20 protein-coding genes and 1 pseudogene are annotated in these 21,640 nt (G+C 57.6%); 11 read left to right on the top strand and 10 right to left on the bottom strand.

Going from position 1 to position 21,640, the window contains the following annotated elements:
* The first annotated feature begins 1 nt into the window (after position 1).
* Positions 2-229: an MbtH family protein gene (locus Q7F15_RS17485; protein WP_212132160.1), complete on the top strand. Its 228-nt coding sequence runs from the start codon at positions 2-4 to the stop codon at positions 227-229.
* 527 nt (positions 230-756) lie between these two features.
* Here the strand turns inward: Q7F15_RS17485 and Q7F15_RS17480 are convergent.
* Entirely contained in the window at positions 757-1,443 is a 687-nt protein-coding gene (locus tag Q7F15_RS17480) for a 4'-phosphopantetheinyl transferase family protein (RefSeq protein ID WP_230077750.1), read from the bottom strand.
* A 162-nt stretch (positions 1,444-1,605) separates the two neighbouring features.
* On the opposite strand from Q7F15_RS17480, the gene Q7F15_RS17475 reads away from it, so the two are divergent.
* A complete protein-coding gene (locus Q7F15_RS17475) occupies positions 1,606-2,748 on the top strand; it encodes a phosphodiester glycosidase family protein (RefSeq protein WP_304414734.1) in 1,143 nt (380 codons plus the stop codon).
* 156 nt (positions 2,749-2,904) lie between these two features.
* On the opposite strand, the gene Q7F15_RS17470 is transcribed toward Q7F15_RS17475, so the two are convergent.
* The 4 genes from Q7F15_RS17470 to Q7F15_RS17455 are packed head-to-tail and all read right to left on the bottom strand — an operon-like array spanning position 2,905 to position 8,096.
* On the bottom strand, positions 2,905-4,302 hold the full coding sequence (locus Q7F15_RS17470; protein ID WP_304414733.1) for a sodium:solute symporter family protein: 1,398 nt from the start codon (positions 4,300-4,302) through the stop codon (positions 2,905-2,907).
* A 3-nt stretch (positions 4,303-4,305) separates the two neighbouring features.
* Positions 4,306-5,271: an agmatinase gene (gene speB / locus Q7F15_RS17465; RefSeq protein ID WP_304414732.1), complete on the bottom strand. Its 966-nt coding sequence runs from the start codon at positions 5,269-5,271 to the stop codon at positions 4,306-4,308.
* Between the two features lie 26 nt (positions 5,272-5,297).
* Positions 5,298-6,629: an aspartate aminotransferase family protein gene (locus tag Q7F15_RS17460; protein WP_171565192.1), complete on the bottom strand. Its 1,332-nt coding sequence runs from the start codon at positions 6,627-6,629 to the stop codon at positions 5,298-5,300.
* A gap of 57 nt (positions 6,630-6,686) precedes the next feature.
* Positions 6,687-8,096, bottom strand: coding sequence for a sigma-54 interaction domain-containing protein (locus tag Q7F15_RS17455; RefSeq protein ID WP_438286229.1), 1,410 nt, complete (start codon positions 8,094-8,096; stop codon positions 6,687-6,689).
* 343 nt (positions 8,097-8,439) lie between these two features.
* Here Q7F15_RS17455 and Q7F15_RS17450 point away from each other — a divergent pair, with 343 nt between their 5' ends.
* Complete coding sequence (locus Q7F15_RS17450; RefSeq protein WP_171565188.1) at positions 8,440-8,943, top strand: cell wall hydrolase; 504 nt, start codon at positions 8,440-8,442, stop codon at positions 8,941-8,943.
* A gap of 113 nt (positions 8,944-9,056) precedes the next feature.
* Here Q7F15_RS17450 and Q7F15_RS17445 read toward each other — a convergent pair whose 3' ends face one another.
* The 3 genes and pseudogenes from Q7F15_RS17445 to Q7F15_RS17435 form a co-directional block, all read right to left on the bottom strand.
* Positions 9,057-9,887 (bottom strand): copper amine oxidase N-terminal domain-containing protein, encoded by an 831-nt coding sequence (locus Q7F15_RS17445; RefSeq protein ID WP_304414730.1) that lies wholly within the window; start codon positions 9,885-9,887, stop codon positions 9,057-9,059.
* 184 nt (positions 9,888-10,071) lie between these two features.
* A pseudogene (locus Q7F15_RS17440) lies at positions 10,072-10,736 on the bottom strand (MBL fold metallo-hydrolase).
* A complete protein-coding gene (locus tag Q7F15_RS17435; protein ID WP_212132154.1) occupies positions 10,737-11,375 on the bottom strand; it encodes a TetR/AcrR family transcriptional regulator in 639 nt (212 codons plus the stop codon). It lies immediately after the preceding pseudogene.
* Between the two features lie 256 nt (positions 11,376-11,631).
* On the opposite strand from Q7F15_RS17435, the gene Q7F15_RS17430 reads away from it, so the two are divergent.
* The 6 genes from Q7F15_RS17430 (at position 11,632) to Q7F15_RS17405 (ending at position 17,326) form a co-directional block, all read left to right on the top strand.
* On the top strand, positions 11,632-13,020 hold the full coding sequence (locus Q7F15_RS17430) for an L-cystine transporter (RefSeq protein WP_304414729.1): 1,389 nt from the start codon (positions 11,632-11,634) through the stop codon (positions 13,018-13,020).
* A 219-nt stretch (positions 13,021-13,239) separates the two neighbouring features.
* A complete protein-coding gene (gene metA, locus Q7F15_RS17425) occupies positions 13,240-14,157 on the top strand; it encodes a homoserine O-acetyltransferase MetA (protein WP_171565179.1) in 918 nt (305 codons plus the stop codon).
* A gap of 183 nt (positions 14,158-14,340) precedes the next feature.
* A complete protein-coding gene (locus tag Q7F15_RS17420; protein WP_171565177.1) occupies positions 14,341-15,225 on the top strand; it encodes a LysR family transcriptional regulator in 885 nt (294 codons plus the stop codon).
* Between the two features lie 102 nt (positions 15,226-15,327).
* Positions 15,328-15,717, top strand: coding sequence for a CidA/LrgA family protein (locus tag Q7F15_RS17415; protein ID WP_171565175.1), 390 nt, complete (start codon positions 15,328-15,330; stop codon positions 15,715-15,717).
* Positions 15,695-16,390: an LrgB family protein gene (locus tag Q7F15_RS17410; RefSeq protein ID WP_304414728.1), complete on the top strand. Its 696-nt coding sequence runs from the start codon at positions 15,695-15,697 to the stop codon at positions 16,388-16,390. Before Q7F15_RS17415 ends, Q7F15_RS17410 begins: the two co-directional genes overlap by 23 nt.
* A gap of 105 nt (positions 16,391-16,495) precedes the next feature.
* Positions 16,496-17,326 carry a protein-glutamine gamma-glutamyltransferase gene (locus Q7F15_RS17405; protein ID WP_171565172.1) on the top strand — a complete coding sequence of 277 codons (831 nt, stop codon included), beginning with the start codon at positions 16,496-16,498 and terminating at the stop codon, positions 17,324-17,326.
* A 58-nt stretch (positions 17,327-17,384) separates the two neighbouring features.
* Here the strand turns inward: Q7F15_RS17405 and solA are convergent, their stop codons facing one another.
* Both solA and Q7F15_RS17395 read right to left on the bottom strand, forming a co-directional pair.
* Positions 17,385-18,515, bottom strand: a complete 1,131-nt coding sequence (gene solA, locus Q7F15_RS17400) for an N-methyl-L-tryptophan oxidase (protein ID WP_304414727.1) — start codon at positions 18,513-18,515, stop codon at positions 17,385-17,387.
* Positions 18,516-18,848: 333 nt separating this feature from the next.
* Entirely contained in the window at positions 18,849-19,292 is a 444-nt protein-coding gene (locus Q7F15_RS17395) for an Hsp20/alpha crystallin family protein (RefSeq protein ID WP_304414726.1), read from the bottom strand.
* Positions 19,293-19,490: 198 nt separating this feature from the next.
* On the opposite strand from Q7F15_RS17395, the gene Q7F15_RS17390 reads away from it, so the two are divergent.
* Together Q7F15_RS17390 and Q7F15_RS17385 are read left to right on the top strand one after the other, a co-directional pair.
* Positions 19,491-20,273, top strand: coding sequence for an IucA/IucC family C-terminal-domain containing protein (locus tag Q7F15_RS17390; protein ID WP_171565167.1), 783 nt, complete (start codon positions 19,491-19,493; stop codon positions 20,271-20,273).
* A gap of 511 nt (positions 20,274-20,784) precedes the next feature.
* Positions 20,785-21,516: a ZIP family metal transporter gene (locus Q7F15_RS17385; RefSeq protein WP_171565165.1), complete on the top strand. Its 732-nt coding sequence runs from the start codon at positions 20,785-20,787 to the stop codon at positions 21,514-21,516.
* Positions 21,517-21,640 lie beyond the last annotated feature (124 nt).

Raw genomic sequence — 21,640 nt, 5'->3', positions numbered from 1 at the left:
GATGACCAATCCTTTTGAAAAAGCGGATGGCACCTTTCTGGTGCTGATCAATCACGAGGGGCAGTATTCCCTGTGGCCGGCATTCATCGCAGTGCCTGAAGGCTGGACTGTTGTGCTGGGGCCGCAGACGCGTCAGGAATGCCTGGACTACATCCGCTCACAATGGACCGACCTGCGGCCCCGCAGCCTGCAAGCCGGGTCAGGGGCTGTTGTCGGACAAGGACAATGAAGGCACGTCTGAACCCGAAAGCAGTCGTGTGCGTCATATACGTGGCGGGCTGGCACCAACCCGTGGCTGATTCGCACGCTGTTGTTCGGCGTCGGCGTTTTCCCGGGCCATACGGTCGGAGCGGTGCAGATCGCCGCCTTCGCCAACATTCCTCCGGCTTCCATGGGGCGCGCCTCCACCGCGCCACGGACTTCGTCTACACACTGACAGCCGGTTGCCAAGGCAATCCGGCTGTCAGACTGAAGACAAACCGATTGTACCGAAGGAGAATCACGTTTCCAGGCAGAGCGACTTGTGAGCCCTACTGAGCGGAGCAGCGATTTGCGGGAAAAGGGAGCGCCACCGTTGAACAGGCTGCGTAGCCATGCGGCTTTGGCGATCCCCCGCAAATCGATGCGAAGCGTGCAGTTTGGGCTTTCCTGCTGGGCGAGCACGGAGCGGCTGACGGAAACGTGTTCTCCTCGCAACAGCTACATTATCTACACACTGAGCCGGTTGCCAAGGCAATCCGGCTGTTTTGCATTTCCCTACAGGAGGGTTTCGTACAAGGACGATAGGGAGACGTGCTGGACGTGATCAGGGAGCGCAGCCTTGCACGAGCAGGCCGACAGGATGTGCTCCTCGTCCAAGCTGATGCTTGTAAAATGGAAACCGTCCGCCTCCGGGGAATACCACGTCTGTTCTTCCGTACACACCACGGAAAACGAATCAAGCGGAATGGACAAGCCTTTGCCGACGGCTTTCACATAGCTTTCCTTCAACGTCCATACGCGATAGAAATACTCCAACCGGGCATCTCCCGTTTTGGAGGCAAGCATCCGGTTTTCTTGCGGGGTAAAGAGGTGTTCGGCGATGTGCAGATCCATGCGCACGATCCGCTCCACATCAATACCCGGGCAACAAGAGCTGTCGCCCCAGATCATGGCAATCCAGTTCCCGGAGTGGGAGAGATTGAAGCCCACATCCGGGTTGTTTTGCAAAAACGGCTTTCCATAGGGATTGTAGACAAATTGAAGCGCATCGGGCCTCACACCGGTATGCTCGGAGAGGGTTGAGCGGACCAGCACCTCGCCCAGCAAGGAGCGGTAAGCGTCCTCCTTGCGAACAAACCGGGCGATTTTCTGCCTTCGTTCTGCGGATACCCTGGACAGGAACAGATCCACGTAGTCCGGCGGCAGATTGGCCGGCATGCGTACGACCCGAATCGACAGCATGATTGATCACCTGAACTTTCTGTGTCCGGCGGATGATGAGTTTCATTATAACCAAGCCCGTCCCATGCGTACATAGAGGATGTCATACGCGCTGCTCGTCGATGGAAAATTATGATAAAATTTAATCAGAAATACATACGTTTCGGAACAGGTGAATGTGAAATGAAAATAGGGAAATGGCTAATATCCATCGTGTTGCTCGTCGCGCTTGCCTTGCCGGCTCATCTGGCCGCGCAGGGAGCGGCACAGGATGTATCCAAAAGTGTGATGGCGGGCAGCAAAAAGGTTTCCACGTCTGCCGGAAGCAGAACCGTCCAGTTCGTCACGATCAATCTGAACGATCCCCGGCTGGAAGTCCGTCCGGTACTGGCGCGGGACGAGCTGGGCCGGACGGAAAGCCTGGCGGGGATGGCAAAACGAACGGGAGCACTGGCTGCGATTAACGGAACGTTTTTCATGGCCTACAACAAGGGGGATTACAAGCCGCCCTGGGGATTGATCGTCATCGACTACGAGAAGAAACACGACGGCGTCAGCGGGTCGTCCATCGGATTCAACGGAAACGCCCTGCCGGTGATCGACCGTTCCTCCCGGTTTGATGCAAATTCGTTTCAACACGTCACCAGTGCGGGCCCCACTTTGGTAAAGGACGGGAAAATCGTCGTCAATCCGGTCGCAGAGGGAATGAATGATCCCAAGCTGACCAAGGCAAGCGGGCAGCGCTCGTTTATTGGCTACACGGCGAACAATCAACTGGTGATGGGAACGGTCCCCAATGTCACCCTGGCCCAATTGGCCGGCATCTGCCAGTCGATGGGGCTGGTGGCGGCGATGAACCTGGACGGCGGAGCGTCATCCGGCCTTTACGCGCATGGCAAGCTGCTGACGGCGCCGGGCAGGGAATTGAGCAACGCCCTGGTGGTCGTCCCCCGCAAAGTCGCTCCCATCCAGGTCATGCGGCAGTCGGAGAAGATTTCCTTCCTCACGCCGCCCGTACTGATCCGCGGGAGCATCTACGTTCCGACTATGGAGGCCTTTGAGAAACTGGGGGCGGCCGTTCACATAGACCAGCAGGACGGCGCACTGGTGGCAGCCATAGAGGGCACGGTCATCCGGATCACGAAACAGGGCAAGGTGTTTCGCGATGGAAAGGCGCTGCCCCTGTCGGCGGATAAGCGGACAATTGCCGGTACGGAAATGGTCCCGCTCCGGCTGGTGGCGGAACTGCTGGATGGGAAAATCGAGTGGGATCAGCAGAAACGAACCGCCACCATTCAGTTGAAAGCAAGCGCGCCTGAGCGCTGATACGACAAACCGGCATCGCCCGGAAAACAAGGAGGCTGACATCTCCGGATGCACGGAGGATGTCAGCCTCATATTCTCTCGTGGCTCATTTATATCCGTTCGCGGCGAGCTTGTCCCGGGTCCCGTCGCCGCAGGCTCGCGGGTGGAAGTGCCCCGTCACTTGATTGAATGGACGTTGTCGGAAACGCTCGGGGCGGTTGTGTACGACATGCCGATCATGACGGCCAAACTGACGGCGATGCCGTACATGATCGGATTCGTCGAGCTGAGACCTTCGATCGCCAATCCGGCCAGCACGACGACGGTGCCGGCAATGATCGAGGAAAAGGCCGCCTTCGCTGTCGCCCGCTTCCAAAAGTATCCAACCACGAGCGGAACGAATATCGCACCGGATAAAATGGCGTACGCCACGTCAAGCGCGACCAGCACGTCCTGAATCCAGATTGAAAAGACAATGGCGAGCGCGCCGATGAACAGCGTCGTTACCCTGGACAGCCGCAGCAGCTGCCGATCGTCCATGTCCCGAAACCAGTACGGCTTCATGATGTCGTGAGTAAGCAATGTGGAGGAGGCGAGCAGCGTCCCGGAGGCGGTCGACATCAGCGCCGAGCAGACGCTGGCCAGCACGAGGCCCAGCACGCCATTGGGCAGAATGGAAATGGCCATGGTGGTGAACGCATTTTGCGGGTTTTCCAGTTGAGGGAAGGCGACGAATGCGCACATTCCGATGATGGTCAATGAAACCGCATACAACATGCTGTAGACACCGGCCAAAACGGAACCGGTACGGGAAATCTGCATCGTGCGGGCGGTAAAGACGCGCTGCCAAATATCCTGGGAGACCACCATGCCGAGCGCGTACAGCAGGAAATATTGAAAAATTTGCTCGCCGCCGATGGAAGTCAGATCAAAATGGGCGGCCGGCAGTCTGGATGCCAGTTGATCCCACCCGCCGACATGCGACAGGCTCATCGGCAGCATGACCAGGAAAACGCCCACGGTCATGACGATGAATTGGATGATGTCCGTCATCGTTACGCTCCACATGCCGCCCAAAATCGTATAGAACAGCACGATTCCGCCGCCGACAACCATCGAGAGAGTCATGTCCCACCCCAGCAGCACGTTGATGATGGTGCCCATCCCGATCACCTGCGTCACGGCTACCATTAGCGTGTAAATTGCCGCAACCAGGGCGCTCACGAGCCGGGTTTCGGCATTGTAACGCTTGCCCAAAAACTCGCTGATCGTCGTCACGTTGGACTGGGAGATCCGCTTGATGAACAAGGCGCCCAGGAGCATGATGCCAGCACCAATCATGGTGACAAACCAGATGCCGGAAATGCCGTATGTGTAGCCCAGCTTCGCCGTGCCGATGGTGGAAGCTCCGCCCAAAATGACGGCGGACAAACAGCCGAGAAACATGAACATGCCCAGATTGCGTCCCGCCAATGCGTACTCTTCCGATGTCCGGGCGCGCCTGGAGCCGATGACGCCCACCGCAATCAGCAGCGCGAAATACAGCAGAATGACGATCGTATCGATGCTGTTCATCCATTATCCCTCCTGATGTACCTGTTTACGGCGGTGCTTCCACGCGATCAGACTGATCATTTCGTAGGCTACGGCCGCGGCCAGTCCGGCTGTAATTTCGCCAGGGTCGTGCGACGGCAGGACTTCGACCAGGTCAAACCCGACCAGCTGAAGCTTGTCCAGCCCTCTCACCAGTTGAATCGCTTCGTAGCTGGTAGGCCCGCAGACTTCCGGGGTTCCCGTGCCCGGCGCGTACGCGGGATCGACAAAATCAATGTCAAATGACACGTACGCCGGCCGATTTCCCACCCGCTGATGAATGCGGCGGATTGCCTGTTCACCGCCGATGGCGCGCAGTTCGCTCATCGGCATCACTTCAAAGCCAAGCGCCCGGGCGTCGTTGATGTCTTCCGGTCCGTAGAGCGGTCCACGCATCCCGATCTGGATGGAATGGGACGTATCGATCAATCCTTCTTCCACCGCCCGGCGGAACGGCGTTCCATGTGTGTACTTTTCGCCAAAATAGCTGTCCCATGTGTCTCCGTGGGAGTCGAAGTGAATCAGGGCGACTGGACCGAATTTTCTGGCAAATGCGCGCAGGCTGCCGAGCGAGATGGAGTGATCCCCGCCCAAAATGATCGGGGTCACGTCGTTGGCGATGAGCGAAAACAGCTCCCGCTCCATGTTGTCGTACGTCTTGTGAATGTTGAATGGAACCACGTCGATATCGCCGTAATCAACACCGGAGCAGTATTCAAAGATATGGATGTCTTGATCGGGATTGTACGGGCGAAGCAGCACCGAAGCGTTCCGGATATGCTGCGGGCCGTACCGCTGACCGGTTCGGTTGGACGCCCCCGTGTCAAAAGGGACGCCCACCACCGCAAAGTCGACACCGTCCGTCGTCAGCACCTGTTCCAACCGCATGAACGTGCGCACGCCGCAAAAGCGGGGGGATTGGGATGAATCCTTGGGTTTGTACCTTACCATAGACGGCCTCCTCCTGTGAAAGTTGGTTACACGGCACTGCTGCCGATGCACAGTATTTCCTGTTCGTATTCCGTAATGGCTTCGTCCAGCATGCGCAGGCCAACGTCGATTTGCTCCTTGGTCACCGTGAGCGGAGGAATCATGCGGATGACTTCACCGCGGTTCCCGCACAGGTAAAACAACACGCCTTTGCTCAGGCACTTGTTCAGGATGGTCAGCAATCCCTCTCCATTGGGAGCCTTCGTGCGCGGATCGACAATTTCGATGCCGATCATCAGTCCGACGGCGCGAATGCTGCCAATCGTCGGGTGTTTCTGCTGCAGGCGGCAAAGCTGTTCCTGAGCGTAGCTGCCCATCACGCGCGCGTTTTCCACCAGGTTCTCTTCTTTCATCACTTCCAGCGTGGCCAGAGCTGCCGCACAGGCGATCGGATTGCCGCCAAACGTGGTGCCGTGGCTGCCCAGCGGCCACTGCTTCATCAGCTCCTGGGAAGCGACCGTGGCACTGAGCGGCAGGCCGGACGCAATCCCCTTGGCGATCGCCATGATGTCAGGGGTAACTTCAAAGGTTTGGGCGGCAAACCAGTTGCCGGTGCGGCCAAAACCGGTCTGCACCTCGTCGAAAATCAACAGGATTCCGTGCCGGTCGCAGATCTCCCTCAGCTTTTTCAGCCAGCCCTTGGGCGGGACAATATAGCCGCCTTCGCCCAGAACCGGCTCGACGATTGCGCAGGCCACTTCTTCGGGCGTTACCTGATGGGCGAACAGTGTCGCCACATCCTTTTCCAGTTGTTCGGCGCAATATACGTCAGGATCGGCCCCTGGCGGAACTTCATCCACTCTGGCGTAGGGGAGCTGGTAGGACAAGCCGCTGGGCTGCAGAAATTTTCGGTACTTGCTTTTCGATGTCGTCACACTAAGGGAACCCATCGAACGCCCGTGAAAGCAGCCGAGAAACGAGAGGACGTAGGGGCGCCTCGTCACGTGCTTGGCCAGCTTGATGGCCCCTTCGATCGCTTCCGTGCCGGAATTGGCAAAGAAAAAGCAGTCCAGTCCAGCCGGGAGCACGGTGGTCAATTCCTTGGCCAGCCGCAGGATCGACTCGTACATGATTACGCCGGACGGACCGTGCACCAGTTGGTCCGCCGCCTGCTTGATTGCCTTCACCACTTTCGGATGGCGATGACCGGTATTGGCGACGGCAATGCCGGATGTAAAGTCCAGATAGGTCTTGCCGTCCAATCCGTAGTAGTAGACGCCTTCCGCCTTGACTACCGGCAGATTCGGGTGGTCTTTGGCCATGCTTGGCGCCAGCAAGGTATGCATCTGACCAACCAAATGACTCCAATCGCTTGACATGCAGCAACCCTCCTCGTTTGTCTGCCGGGAGTGAACTGCAAGTTTCGTTCCAACCCCTTACGTGATTCCGTGTTTTTTTAATTTCCGCACCACGGACGGCTGGCTGATCCCCAGCGCCTGCGCCATTTTCACCGTGGTCTTGTGCGTTCGTTTCGCCTTTAGCAGGACCTGCCGTTCGACCTGATCCAGGATGTCCTGCAGCGGCCGATTTTCATGCACATCGAACAGCGGCTGATCGTATCGCCGATTGAGGTACGCCGGCAGCAGATCGACCGTCACCACCGGGGAGGAAGAGGTGACGACCAGTCGCTCGATGACGTTGATCAGTTCCCGCACGTTTCCTTTCCACTCGTAGTAGATCAGGCGGTGGATCACGGCTTCGTCCAGCGTCCGTTTTCGCTTGTACTTTTGCTCAAACTGCCGCAAAAAGTGCTGGATCAGCGGCAGGATGTCCTCCGTTCTCCGGCGCAGCGGCGGAATGGTTATTGGCACGACATTGAGGCGAAAGTAGAGGTCTTCGCGAAACGTCTTTTCGCTCACGGCCGCTTCCAGGTCCCTGTTGGTGGCGGCAATCAGGCGGAAATCCGCCTCCCGTTCCTTGGTGCCGACCAGCCGGAAGAACCGACGCTCCTGAATCAATTTCAGCAGTTTGACCTGGTTGATCAGCGACAGTTCGCCTACTTCGTCGAGAAACAGTGTCCCGCCGGAAGCCAGCTCGGCCAGCCCCAGCTTTCCTTTCGGATTGGCCCCGGTAAAGGCGCCGCTCTCGTAGCCAAACAGTTCCGCCTCAAACAGCGCATCGGGGATCGCTCCGCAGTTTACTTCGATGAACGGTCCCTTGGCGCGTCCGCTGTGATTGTGAATAAACTTGGCGACATGCGATTTGCCCACCCCGGATTCACCGAGCAGCAGGATGGTGGCGTCCACTTCGGCCACCCTGAGCGCCGTGTCGATCACGGTTTTCATTTCCTCGCTGTTGGCGATGATTCCGTCCGCATGCAGATGCTTGTTGCGCAGCATGTCCAGCTCGCTTTTCACGCGCTCGATGTCTTCTTCCAGCACCTGCAGGTAGTGCTGCAGGTTGATCAGCTCGGTCACGTCGTGGGAGTAGCTGACGATAAAGATCAGTTCGCCGTTGGGATCAAACACCGGAATGCCCGTGACCAGCAGCTTTTTCCGCTTGTTTGTCGTCTGTATCACGGTGACTTTTCTGCGTTCCTTGATGACCATCGGCGTGACAATCGGCGTAAACAGCCCTTCCTTCTCCAGGTCGTACACCGACTTGCCGATCAAATCTTTCGTGTCCACACCGTAAATCTCCCCGGTTTTTTCCGTGGCCCGCACGATGATGCCATCCGTATTCGTGACCAGCAGATCGTCCTTGAGCGACTGCAGGATGGCCAAATCTTCGCTCCACGTGTGTTGGTCATTCACGTCGCTGTCCCCCTTTGCCCTGTCCCTATCCATTCTTGAATAGATGCCGATGGTGTGCGCTCATCAGGCACTGAGCTTGCCGTATGATTCACTATTATGCGTTTTTGTATAATTATTCAGGAATGAATCGCACTCGTCAATTTGTTGCTGATACGCTTTTCACACATGCGCGAAAAACGCCTGTTCTCAGGGGAGAGGGCTTTTTTTTCGCCGCCGGGCAGAGATTCCTTCTTTTTTGCAGCCAGGGTTGTATTTTCGTCCCTGTTCCTGCCTATGGAGATGAAACGAAATTCAACAGAGCGGCTTGGGGTGGGGCCGCTTAAGTTGAACACCCCTTCGTTTCTTTCAAATCCAAAACATGAAAGGGGTATCAGACATGGCGTATCCGTATGGTGAACCGTTGACGAATATCGGCAGTGATCCGTGGGATCTCACTGAAATGAAAGGGCGCGACAGCGTTGATTTGCTCGCCCGCATGGTATATGCCGAGGCGCGTGGGGAATCGCTTGAAGGAAAGCGCGGTTGTGCGCACGTGGCCAAAAACCGAAAAGCCAAAAACCTTTCCGAGTTTGGCGGGAATACGTACGAGGGGGTGCTGCTGAAGAAGTATCAGTTTGAGGGAATGACGACGGAAGCGGCTCGGAAGCCGGATCTTTCCTCGCAGGCCTGGAAGGATTCGCTGAATATCGCCATGAACATGTCCACGACGCCCAATCCGATCGGCAACTGCCTGTGGTTTGTGACCAACTCGTACTATGCGACAAGGGTGTCATACAATAACGGTGTCGAATACTTCACCTTCCCTGGTTCCACTGCAAGGAAGGTCGTGGAGAAAAAAGTGATTGGCAACCACACCTTCTTCCGGGTGGAGGGCTATTAAAAAAACCAAAACCGGGCAGCAAAACGCTGTCCGGTTCAGTCTGTAAACAAAGTCTGTGGTGTCATGGGTGATGTTGTCCTCTAGCACTTCTTCTTTAACTTCGTTTGACCAGGCTAGTCCTGCACGAATTCGATAGTCTTTACCTGGAATTGATCCTTGGCAAACTGATAGGTGATGTGAAACTGGCCCACGACATGCGCCGGTGACAACTGGGCGGGAACACGGGCGAGCAGCGCGTCTCCCTGCGTTTCATAGGTCACGATGCCGCCGATTCCAAGAGACGAAAACCAGCTGGATGGTTCCGCAGGGATTTTGTCTGCGGGGATCACCGTTGTCTTTCCGTCAATTGAAATCTCGACGTGGTCCTTGGTGACCTTGCTCGTCATGTGTTGCTTCAGCGTCTCGACCGGATCAGGCACCTTTCGTTCCTCCCATGTGTCCGGTTGGAGGACGTGGACGTCCTGGGTCAGTGCCCCGGTTCCATATCCGGTCGTCAGAATGAAGATCAGCTCGTCTTTTCCGTCACCCGTCAGGTCTTTGGATTGGATCGTTGGCGCGTAGCTGGGGTTTGTTACGCTTTTCCAGTCAAACAGCTTGAATTGGCCCTGGTGTTCTGCCAACAGCGGAGTATACAGGTCATCTTTTTGTTTCAGGGCATAGAGCGTGGTCTGCTCATGCGGCAAACGGGCGATCGGTGTTGGCCCCTCCGGTTTGCTGACGATCACCGACCTTTGTTTGCTGTCCCAGTTCACTTCAGCGCCCATCGCCTCCGACACCGCGCGAACGGGAACCATGACGCGTCCGTTGATAATCTGCGGGGCCACATCCGTTTCTACTTTTTTGCCGTTGACGATCAATGTGATGTTATCCGTGTTTTTCGCAAGTGCCCAACCGCCGACAGATGCCAGTGAGGCGCACAATGCAGCCGCTACCCATTTTTTCATCGGAATCATCCTCTCGCTTGCTTTCCATATATAGACATATAGACCGCATAGGGACAATCCTATTATAGCTGTTAATTCCTGTAATTGCCAGAAAGCGAGCGGAGCTGCATTGCAGTGGATGGCAAGGTGCGGTTGTCTGCACTCTGGGAGGATAGGGGACGCTCCAATGATTTTTTTCGAGACTTTACCCGTACTTGCGCATATACGCCGCCACCTGCTCTCCGGCCGAAAACACCGGTCCGCCGTGACATACTTCCAGCCGCCTGGGCATCAGCTCCCGCACGATGGCGCTGCTTTTCACCGCTTCCGCCATGTCCGCCGTGAACATCGGCATTGGTCGGCGGAGCTGTCCGTTTTTGGAGGTAAACAGGTCGCCGGCGAGCAGCACGCGGTCCTGCTCATGATAGTAGACGACGTGACCGGGGGAGTGGCCGGGGGTCAGGTACGGCTTCAGGCTGGCGATGGGTTGGAGCTGTCCGTCCGCGCTTTCGGCGAGCGGTGCCGCCAGTCCTGCGGCAACGTTGCGCTCCGGTTTCTTGCGGCGGGGATACGGCAGCGCTCCTTCCATGTAGGGAATCTCGATGCGGTGTGCGTATACGGGAACGGCGTATTTGTCCAGAATCCCCTGATCGCCCCGACGTGGTCGGAATGGCCGTGCGTGAGCAGGATGCGCCGCAGCGGACCGGCGTTCAACCTGTCGATAAACCGCAAAATGCCGGCGGTCATGAACGGCAGGCCGGCGTCGACAAGCGTGACGCCGTCGTCAGCGGTAACGACCCAGACGCGCACGGGGATCAGCAGCCACGCCTTGAGGTTCCAAATGTGCTCGGAGATTTGTTCCGCCTTCATCTACGCACCACTTCCTTTTGTCGCGGTATGGTGAAATCCGGCCAGCAGGACGTCCCAGGCGAGGTCAAACGTGGGTTCCAGCCGCTTCAGCAGGTGGTCGAGCGGCTCGGCGGAGTGGGTGTACGTTCCGATGATTCCATGCAGGGTAAAGAAATAGATGCGGGTGTAGGCCAGCACCCGATCGTCCGGCGTATCCGGCGGCAGACACGCCCGGACCGCCTGCCTGAGCAGGCCGAACAACCGGTTCCGAATCTGCTGGACCTCCAGCGCCGGCGTCTCTTCGTCAACGCGGGACGCTTTTGCCATGAAAAAAATCGTGTACATGTTCCGGTTCGCCAGACAAAAGCGGACGAATGTCCGGGTGACTGCCTGCAGGCTGTCTGCGGGAGCGAGCGTTTGGTCGCGCAGGAAGGCCTCCATCTGCTGGTGCAGGGATTGCAGCGGTTCCATGGAGAGATGGTGAAGGAGCGCCTCTTTGTCCTTGAAGTACAGGTAGATGGTCGTGTGGGAGCATCCAGCCTGTTTGGCGATCTCCCGCATGGTCACGGCGTCAAAACCGCGTTCGGCAAACAGCGTTCCGGCTGCTGCCAATATCGCCCGTCGCGTCTCCTCGGAACGGATTTCCTGTCTGTTCGGCATGGGAATTCTCGCTCCTTTCATGTGATTGGACATATGATAACCAATGGTTAGTAACCGTTGGTTATAAAATAACCGATGGTAACCTTTGCTGTCAATCTGGTATGTGCCAGATGAGATAATGACATAGGCGTCTGGTGTTGCGTATGTATGTAAGTGTAAATCCTACTTGACCTATCGGTTTTTGTATCATATAAATGTATTGTTCCGCATCGGAGCGGAATCAGGAAGTCATGCCGGACAATCGGAGGGAATTATCATGCTGACGTTGTTGTCCATTGTAAACATTGTGTTCATGCTGCTTCTGATGGCCGGATTGTATGCCATGCAGAAGAAGCATGTGTCGTTTTCCAAACGCGTCTTTGCCGCTCTGGGGGCAGGGATCGTTTTCGGTCTGATCCTGCAGGCTGTGTACGGCATCAAGTCGGACGTACTGCAGACGTCGATCGACTGGTTCAACATTGTGGGGAAAGGCTACGTCAAACTGCTGCAAATGATTGTCATGCCGCTGGTCTTTCTCTCCATTTTGGCTGCCTTTACCAAAATGAAGCTGTCCGCGAACATCGGGAGGATCAGCACGCTGATTCTCGTCATCCTGGTGGGCACGACCGCAGTGGCCGCAGCCATCGGGATTGGCTTCACATTCGTGTTTGACCTGGACGGCGTGCAGCTGCAGCAGGGAGCAGCGGAGACTGCGCGCATCGAGCAGGTGGAGCAGAAGCTGGGCGAGCTGCAAACGATGACGCTGCCGCAAAAAATCCTGGAGCTGCTGCCGGCCAACCCGTTTCAGGATTTCACGGGAGCACGCCCGACATCGACGATCGCCGTCGTCATCTTTGCCGCCATCATTGGCCTGGCGTTTTTGGGAGTGAAGCGGAAGCATCCTGACCATGCCGAACAATTCGCCGGCATCGTCGACACGTTTTACACGGTCTTGATGAGGGTGGTGACGCTCATCTTGCGTCTGACGCCCTACGGCGTGCTGGCGATCATGACACGGGTGACCGCCACCAGTGACTACGAAGCCATCTGGAACCTGGGCAAATTTGTCGTGGCGTCGTATGCGGCCCTGCTCGTCATGTTTGCCGTTCATTTGCTGCTGCTGGCTCTGGCGGGATTAAATCCCCTCACCTTTGTGAGAAAGGCGTTCCCTGTGCTGACTTTCGCCTTTACATCCAGGACCAGCGCGGGTACGCTGCCGCTTAACGTCAAGACGCAGACGGACGAACTGGGAGTGCCGGAGGGCATTGCCAACTTCGCCGGGTCGTTTGGTCTGTCCATCGGCCAAAACGGCTGCGCGGGAATCTATCCGGCGATGCTGGCCGTAATGGCGGCTCCTGTTGCCGGCGTCGATCCGCTTTCGCCGTCGTTCATTCTGACGCTGATTCTCGTCGTTGCGCTCAGTTCGTTCGGCGTAGCGGGCGTGGGCGGCGGTGCGACATTTGCCGCTCTGATGGTGCTGTCGACGATGAATCTGCCGGTGGCGATCGTCGGGCTGCTGATCTCCGTCGAGCCGCTCATCGACATGGGCCGGACGGCTCTCAACGTAAGCGGCAGCATGACGGCCGGCCTGCTTACCAGCAGAGTGACCGGTGAGCTGGATTATGACGTGTACAACGAAACGAAACAGCTGCCGGCTGAGGCGTGAGGCACGCAGGCCGGCCGCACAGAGACAAGGAACCCGCGATTGCACACGAACATGGCATCTGCCCCTGACCCGCTGGTGGTTGGGGGTTTTTGCTGCACAAATTGTCATCATTTTCTTTCCTTGAACCTATTCTGGAAGCAGGAAAGAAAAGTATACTTGTCGAATTTGTCGGATTACTGTCTTGCGGACATCACTGCGACGGATGGAAGGGGGAGAACCATGCCAATCAAATTACCTGACGAACTGCCGGCAACAGAGATATTGGCAAGAGAAAACATTTTTGTCATGAAGGAAAGCAGGGCCTTTACGCAGGACATTCGGCCGCTGCGCATCGTCATCCTGAATCTGATGCCGGTCAAACAGACGACGGAAACCCAGCTGCTCCGCCTTTTGGGGAACACGCCGCTGCAGGTGGAAATCGTTTTGCTCCATCCCGGCAGCCACACCTCCAAAAACACCCCGGCTGAGCACCTGTCCACGTTTTACAAGACTTTTGAAGAGATCAAGGACGAAAAGTTTGACGGCATGATCATCACCGGCGCGCCGGTTGAACAACTGCCGTTTCACGAGGTCACCTACTGGAAGGAACTGCAGCAGATTCTCGACTGGAAGCTGACCAACGTCACCTCCACGCTGCATATCTGTTGGGGGGCGCAGGCGGGGTTGTACCATCATTTTGGCGTGCCCAAGCACCCGCTGCCCGAGAAGCTGTTCGGTGTCTTTGCGCACACGGTAAACAAGCCAAACGTCAAGCTGTGCCGGGGATTTGACAGCGTGTTCTACATCCCCCACTCGCGCCATACGGAAAACCGGCGGGAGGACATCGAAAAGGTGGCCGAGCTGGAGATCCTTTCCGAATCGGAAGAAGCGGGCGTTTACATCGTGGCCACCAAGGACGGCCGGCAGATCTTCGTCACCGGCCACTCGGAATACGATCAGGGGACGCTGCGTGACGAGTACGAGCGCGACCGCAGCAAGGGCCTGGACATCGCCATTCCCAAAAACTATTTCCCCAACGACGATCCCAGCCAGCCGCCGGTGGTAAACTGGCGTGCCCATGCCAATCTGCTGTTTTCCAACTGGCTCAACTACTACGTCTACCAGGAGACGCCATACGACTGGAACGCCATCCGCTAGCGCCGGAAGACGCCAACCATCCGGACTGCGGGTGGTTTCTTTTTTGGGGGCGTGGACAGATCGCGACAGTTCCCCGGGAAATCGGATGCGGACCTGGAGGCGGGAGCGGGAGGATTTCTGCGCGCGCTGACATGTGTGGTAAGCTGGAAGGACAGACAAGCTGCGCGAAGAGGGGGCAGAGCGATGGACATCAGGCAGCTTCAGTATTTTGCCGAAGTGGTGAAGCAGCGGAGCTTTACGCGGGCGGCGGAGGTCCTGCACGTCTCCCAGCCGTCCATCAGCAAGGTGATCAAAAGTCTGGAAGCGGAGCTCGGGGTGACGCTTCTGGAGCGAAGCGACCGGAAGATGAAACTGACCGATGCAGGCGAATTGGTGTACGAGCATGCGACCAAAATGCTTCAGCTGATGGAGAGCCTCTATGCCTCTGTGGCCGAAATGAGAAACCTGCAGCGGGGCAGGGTCAAAATCGGCATGATGCCGACGGTCGGATCCCTGCTGCTGCCCCAGGTGATTGCTCGGTTCAAACAGGAATACCCCGGCATCGACCTGGAGATGAGGGAGTACAGCGCCAAGCGGCTGGAGGTGCAGGTGGAGCAGGGGCACATCGACGTCGGGCTGACGGTGCTTCCGGTCAACACGCAATCATTTGTCGCCGTTCCGCTCGCGGCGGAGGACCTGGTTGCCATCGTTCACCGAGAGCATTGGCTTTCCGCCAGGGAGTCGGTCAGTCTGGCGGAATTGAAGGACGAGTCGTTTATCCTGTTCACCGAGGAGTACGCCCTGCACGATGTGGTTCGGCAGGCGTGCAGGCGCTCCGGGTTTGAACCGCAGGTCGCCTACATGAGTTCGCTCTGGGATTTCGTCGGGGAAATGGTCGCGACCCGACTGGGCATCTCACTGGTTCCCCGCTCCGTAGCCAGACGGCTCAACAACAGTCTTTTGAAAATGGTCCGCATCTCTTCGCCGCCGATCGACTGGCATTACGCACTGATCTACCGCAAGGACGGCTATTTGTCGCGCGCGGCACGGGCGTTTGTCGCCTTTGTTCAACAGCACCTTGCATCATAACCACAAGGCATGGATTTGATGACAATTATGTATTGTACGAATGAAATCGGGACGGCGTAGAATGAACGTAACAATGTGGCATGTCCGTAGGAGGCGGTCCCGATGAAAAAATGGCTGCAAGCAATCCCGCAGATGCTGCTTCTGCTCCTGTTTTCCTGGTTGGGAAAGGCGGTCGCGGCGGTATTTCACCTGCACGTGCCCGGCTCCCTGATCGGGATGATGCTACTGTTTGTTGCCCTGCAGGCGGGATGGGTGCGGCTCACGTGGGTGGAAGCGGGAGCGGCGCTGCTCTTTGGCGAGATGATCCTGTTCTTTGTGCCGACGATCGTCGGGATTGTGCAGGTCCCGTGGCTGTTGGGGACAAAGGGGTTGTTGGTGCTGCTCGTCGTGTTGAGCGGAACCGCACTGGTGATGGTTTCCACCGGTGTCATAGCGGAACGGCTGCACCGGATGAGGGAGGGGAAGCGGCGTGATTGCGTGGAGCGTGTGTAGTTTGCCGCTGACTGTTCTCTTTTATTGGCTCAGCAAGCGGATAAATCGACGCAGACCGGGCCTGCTGTTTTCTCCCGCCGTGCTGACTCCGGCGGCGGTGATCGGGGTGCTGGCTGTCTCCGGTCTTCCTTACGAGGTGTACATTGAAAACGCTTCCATTTTACACGAAATGCTGGGTGTCGTGACAGTGGCGTTTGCCGTCCCTCTGTACCGGAATTGGCCGATTCTTGCCGCCAACTGGCAGATCATCATATTGAGTCTGGCTGCCGGATCGCTGGTGTCCATCATCGCGGGTGTCTCGACGACGATGCTCGTGGGCCTGGGGGAAACGGCGGCCATCAGCGTGATCCCCCGTTCCGTCACCATGCCGATCGCCGTCAGCTTGTCGCAGGCGATCGGCGGAGTGCCGTCGCTGACAGCCGTGTTTTGCATGCTGACCAGTTATGCGGGCGTTTTTATGGCACCGATGATCATCAAACGCTGCGCGCTTAACCGGCCCGAGTCGATCGGGCTGATGTACGGCATGGGGGCACATGTGCTGGGCATGGTCAAGGCGTTTGAGCGGGGGGATCTGGCGGGAAGCTCCTCGACGCTGGCCGTAATCGCCGGCGCGCTCATCTCGGTCGTGTGGGTATTTCTCCTGCTGCCGGCCATTCAGATGTGGCTCGCCTAGCGAGAATGCACTCCTCGACTTGTGATCCGCAGCAGAGATGGGGGTGATATTCACCGTCTCGTTGCATAGACATTTACAAGGATCCGGTAAGAGAGGGGTGATCGCATGATTACAATCGCAGGTTCGCCGGTCGATCCGTCCGAGTTACTGGGAGCGTGGTCGTTATCCGGGGGACAGCGGGAAGTGGTGACGGCCATGGCGCGCAGCCGGGACGTATACGCCTATCCCTCTGCCCAGGTCTTGCGGTTTGAACTGAAGTTGCGCGAGCGGTTGGTGAAATCAGCAGTGGCACTTGCCCACAGCGGACTGGCATTCGCCACTTTCGAACGGACGAGGTGCAACGAGGAGTTTTGGATCAAAACCGAGTACGGCGGGTGCCTGCTCCGGGAAAACGTGCCGCCGTCCGTCGCCATCGAGGATATTTTCCGCCGCGGCCGGGCCTACGCGCTGGAATGCGCCACGGCGATGGTGGTCATAATCTACTACGCCGTGCTGCAATCGATACGGCGGTCCGACTTTGACCGGCTGTTTTCCGGGTTGCTTCTGTACGATTGGCGGTATGACCAGGACCTGCGGTTGACAACGGTTCGGACGAGGTCCTTCCTGCCGGGAGACATTGTGTATTTTGAAAATCCCGACTTCGATCCGTCCACACCGGAGTGGCAGGGAGAGAATGCAGTGGTGCTGGGAGGAGGGGAGTACTACGGTCACGGCATCGGCATCGGTCCCGCCGAGATGTTCATTCGCCATCTCAACCGGCAGCGGAGACCGGGCGCCACCCGGTCGGCCTTCCTGTCTGATCTGGTGACGCGGCCCGGGTTTGCGTACCTGTCCCAGTTTGAGGGCAGCTCGTTCGCCCAGGCTTCACATGCAGAGCCGCTGCCGGCATGGGAGCTGGTTATCGCTCGGATCGGCTCGTCCGTTTGGGAGGTGTAGCTGTCTGCACGCTGAGCCTCGCCCCTGACTTGGGCGAGGCTGTTTGCGTGCAATTTGTTCAGAAGCGGGTCACTCGAAACAGGGACAGGTCGATCTCTGATGTTCCCCGGGTGATCAACTGGCTGGCTGCTTCTCCCACGGCGCTGGCGAATTTAAAGCCGTGACCGGAAAAACCGGCGGCGATGACGATATGGGGATATTCGGGATGACGATCTATGATGAAGTGTTCGTCAGGCGTATAGGTGTACAGGCAGACCTTGCCCTGGCGAAGCGGTCCGGCAGCCTGGGGCATATACCGTTCCAGGAACGACCGCGTATGCGCTTCGTCCGAGGGATAAAGGCCAAAGGTCCGGTCCAGCTGGTCCGGGTCGGCCGGCTGCCCGCCGTCGTGCCGCCCTATCTTGACCCCCGCGCCGTCCAGGATGGGAAAACCGTAAAACATCGAATCGGCCAGCGTGAAAAGGAAGGCCGGAAAGCGGTCGCTGCTGTACAGCTGTTCGTCCGCAGCAAACCAGGAGACGGTTTTGCGGGTGGGAGTGAGCGGCAGGGAGAGGCCGAGCGAGGCCAAAAGCCCTGCGCTCCAGGCGCCGGCGCTGATCAGCAGCGCGCTCCCGCTGTAGGTGTCGGTTTGCGTTTGCACGCTGACACTGTCGCTCTTTGCCTGAATGCCGGTCACCCGCTCGCCGGTGCGCAGCTCCGCTCCGGCAGCCAGCGCCCGATTGCGGTAGGCGCGGATGCACTCTTCGCTGTAGAGAACGCCCGCTGTCGGTTCAAAACAACCGAGAAACTCTGCGGGCAGACGGATGCCCGGCCAGCGCTGTCCGACATTCCCCGCGTCCAGCACTTCCAGCGGCAGCGAGTATTGCGCTGCACTCTCCTGCACCTCTCGTAGGAACGGCGCGTCCGCAGGCCCCGCGCTGAGTACGCCCGTTTGCACGAACAGGCGCTTTCCCGTTTCTTCGGCCAGATCAGTCCACAGCTCTTTGGCCCTCAGCGCCAGCGGCACGTACTGCCTGCCTTCGCCGTATGCGTACCGGATGATCCGGGTATCCCCGTGATGGCTCCCCCACTGGTGAGGCGGATCGCTGGCATCCAGGAGCAGTGTTTTCACTCCCTGCCGGGCAAGGTAATACCCCGCTGCCATGCCCATTGAACCGGCTCCGATGACAATCGCGTCGTAGTGTCGCACGATGGGTTCCTCCTTTTCCCGTTACCCTGTTTCGCAATTCTTTGTCTCTTTTGTGTTTGTTCCATTATCCTACACAAGCGCGCGCAGGTCGAGCTTCCCTTTCGCCCCAGTGATTATCTGTGGGGAGAGGCGGGAGTAGTGGAAAGAACAGTTTCCGCCACTATTTGGGCTCATGCGGAACTGGGGGAAACGTACCGGTCGGAGACATGATGTAACGAACGTACGCCGCACATCACGACTTCCCGTGACAGTTTTCCGCCTCCTGAAAAGAGTGCCTGGTCCAAAAAACTACGCCTCCCTGTGCGGGGAGGCGTGTTTCCATGCTGGCGGGACCTAGTGAAACTCCACGTCAATGCGCCGCTTCTCATCCGGATGCGCTTTGGGAATGCGCACTTCCAGGACGCCGTTTTTGTAGGTGGCTTTTACCCCTTCGGAAGAGACACGGGCAGGGAGCGTGACGGAGCGGGAAAAGCGGCCGGAGAACCGCTCCTGCCGGTGCATCCGGTTTTCCTTCACCTCGTTGACCTTGTTGATGCTGCCGGATATGGTCAGGACGTTGTTCTCGATATCGATCTGCACGTCTTCCTTTTTTTCCAGACCGGGGATGTCACACGTCGCGACCACTTCCGTATCCGTTTCGTACACGTCAATGCGGGGAGTGGCCAGGAACCCCTCCGTGCCGGCGAAGAGGCCGGGCATTCCGGTGGTAAAGAAACGGTCCAGCTCGCGGCGCACGTTCTCCAGATGGCGAAATGGTTCATAAGGAATCAGTGACATAACAACCCTCCTTTACGTGCTTACATTGTTATTCTGGCGGTATATGGCAATCGTATGCATCGATTGTGCTGATTTCGTCGTCGTGCCCTTGTGCCGGGAGGGGGGGCGGCTTATAATGGATGTCAGCAAGAAAGATGATAATGAAAATCATTATAGCTGAATATAATGCCAAGGAGAGAACACGAAAGGAAGTCGCCCATGTCCGCCGAATTGAATCTGTCCGTCTTGGAACAAACGTACCGCCTCTCGATCGCAGGCGAAGTGACTGCGCCGCTGGTGTTTGCCGCAGACGGTCTGCTGCAGAAAGAGACCGTCAAGCCGTTTTTGCGCCAGCTGGGTGAACAGATCGGTTCCCCCACGCCCGTGGTGACCGCGTCCATCTTCTTCAAACGCTTCCTGACCGTACTGTGCGGCGGCTTGTACGCCATGTCCGTCTATTCGGCCGGGCTTGATTTATCGCTGGGCAACATTCTTTTGACTGCTGAGAAAAACTGGGCCCTTCCCCGGTTTGTCCTGCGGGATGGGAGTGTCAGCACGCCCGGCGGACAGGGGCGGGACGTCTGGCGGGAACAGGTGCTGCGCCGCTTTTTTGCGGAGACAATTCACCCGCTGATTGCGACCCTGTCTGCGGTTACCGGCATTCACGCCAAGGTTTTGTGGGCGCATACCGCCTACATCGTGCACTACTATTACGAGGAGTGGCAGCAGCGGGAAGAACTGGCTGCGCTTCGCGGTCAGCTTGCCGCCGATTTTCGTTTTCTGTGCCGTCAAGCCGGGCCGGACCTGTTTGGCCTCACCACAGGCAATCCGCTTGACACCAACTTTACCGTCGTCTCGCATCCCAAGCAGCCGGACCGGCAGATTCGCATTCGCCGCCAATGCTGCTTCCAGCACTGCCTGGCGAGCGGCCGGTACTGCTACACCTGCCCGCTTTTGAACGAAGAATCGCGGATTCAGCAGATACTTGCTCTCGGACACTGACAGCGCCGTTATTACGGGGCTGTCAGACTGAAGACAAACTGCTTTTATTATGATGTAGTTTCCCAAGGAACCGATCTTCCCATCGTTTCCAGGCCGCAAGGCCTGCACATTAATCAACCGAAGGTGGAGAAAAAGTACATGGCATGGGGTGATGGGGCAAAGCGAGCTCCTTTGACGACCTGCAAAGCGAAAAGACGCAAGACGCGGGGAATACAGGGGGCACAAGTCTCACTTCGTCGAAATACCCAGATGTTTGCCCCCTGCCCGCGTCGCGTTTTGGAGCGGACTCTATCGACTTCGTTGCTGGTCGTCAAGAGAGCGAGTGGGCCCCATTACCCATGCACCACGGACTTTGTCTACACGCTGACAGCGCCGTTATTACGGCGCTGTTTCTGCCTGCAAGCGGGAGCCGGGAGGACCCGGGATTGACGGGCAGCCAAGTGTTTCCTTCTGGTCCGCTCTCCGTGGTATCATGTGGGTATCGTGGACTCAAAGCGCTGGAGGAGTGGGAATGGAACAACTGGTCATCGGCAGTTTGCTGTCGGCGTTGGCGACGGGTTTAGGAGCCTTGCCGATTCTCTTCTTTCATTCGGTGACACACCGCTGGCGAGATATCCTGCTCGCCTTTACAGCGGGCATCATGATGGCGGCCGCCACCTTCAGTCTCATTCCGCAGGCGCTGGCGAACGAGCAGTTTGTCGTCGTCTGTCTCGGCGTGTTGACCGGAACGCTTGTGCTGACCGTGCTGGAAAGCCTCATTCCGCACATTGACCTGGAGCACACGCGCGTCAACATCTCGATGGATACGCAGGCGGTGTTGATTCTGTCAGCCATCACGCTGCACAACATACCGGAGGGGCTCTCCGTAGGAGTGAGCTACTCTGCCGAGCATCCCGGACTGGGCGGTCTGATCGCTTTTGCGATCGGGGTGCAAAATGCCCCGGAGGGCTTCCTCGTCGCGCTGTTTCTGATTAATCAGCAGGTAAGCCGCTTCAAGGCGTTCCTGCTCGCCACGCTGACCGGATCGGTGGAGGTTGTCTCTGCCTTGGTCGGCTACCATCTGACGGCGCTTGTGGAGGGGCTGGTCCCTTACGGCCTGTCGTTTGCCGCCGGCGCGATGCTGTTTATTGTCTACAAGGAACTGATTCCCGAGAGTCATGGAGACGGGCACGCGCGGTCGGCCACCTTTTCGTTTATTCTCGGCCTCCTGGTCATGATCGGGCTGACCCAGTGGTTTGCCTAAAGCCGTTTTGCGTTAGCGGTGTAACAAAGAGTTTCGATTTTTCCTCAACTTCCTCTCACAACCCGGAGCAGAAATACCGAAACCATATATAGAGAGATTTTTGATTACGGGAAGTAGGGAGTGT

Origin of the sequence: Brevibacillus aydinogluensis (assembly GCF_961514395.1) — a bacterium.
GTDB classification, from domain to species: domain Bacteria; phylum Bacillota; class Bacilli; order Brevibacillales; family Brevibacillaceae; genus Brevibacillus; species Brevibacillus aydinogluensis.
Note: the sequence above shows the minus strand (reverse complement) of the source record. Positions and strands in the feature narration are given on the sequence as shown.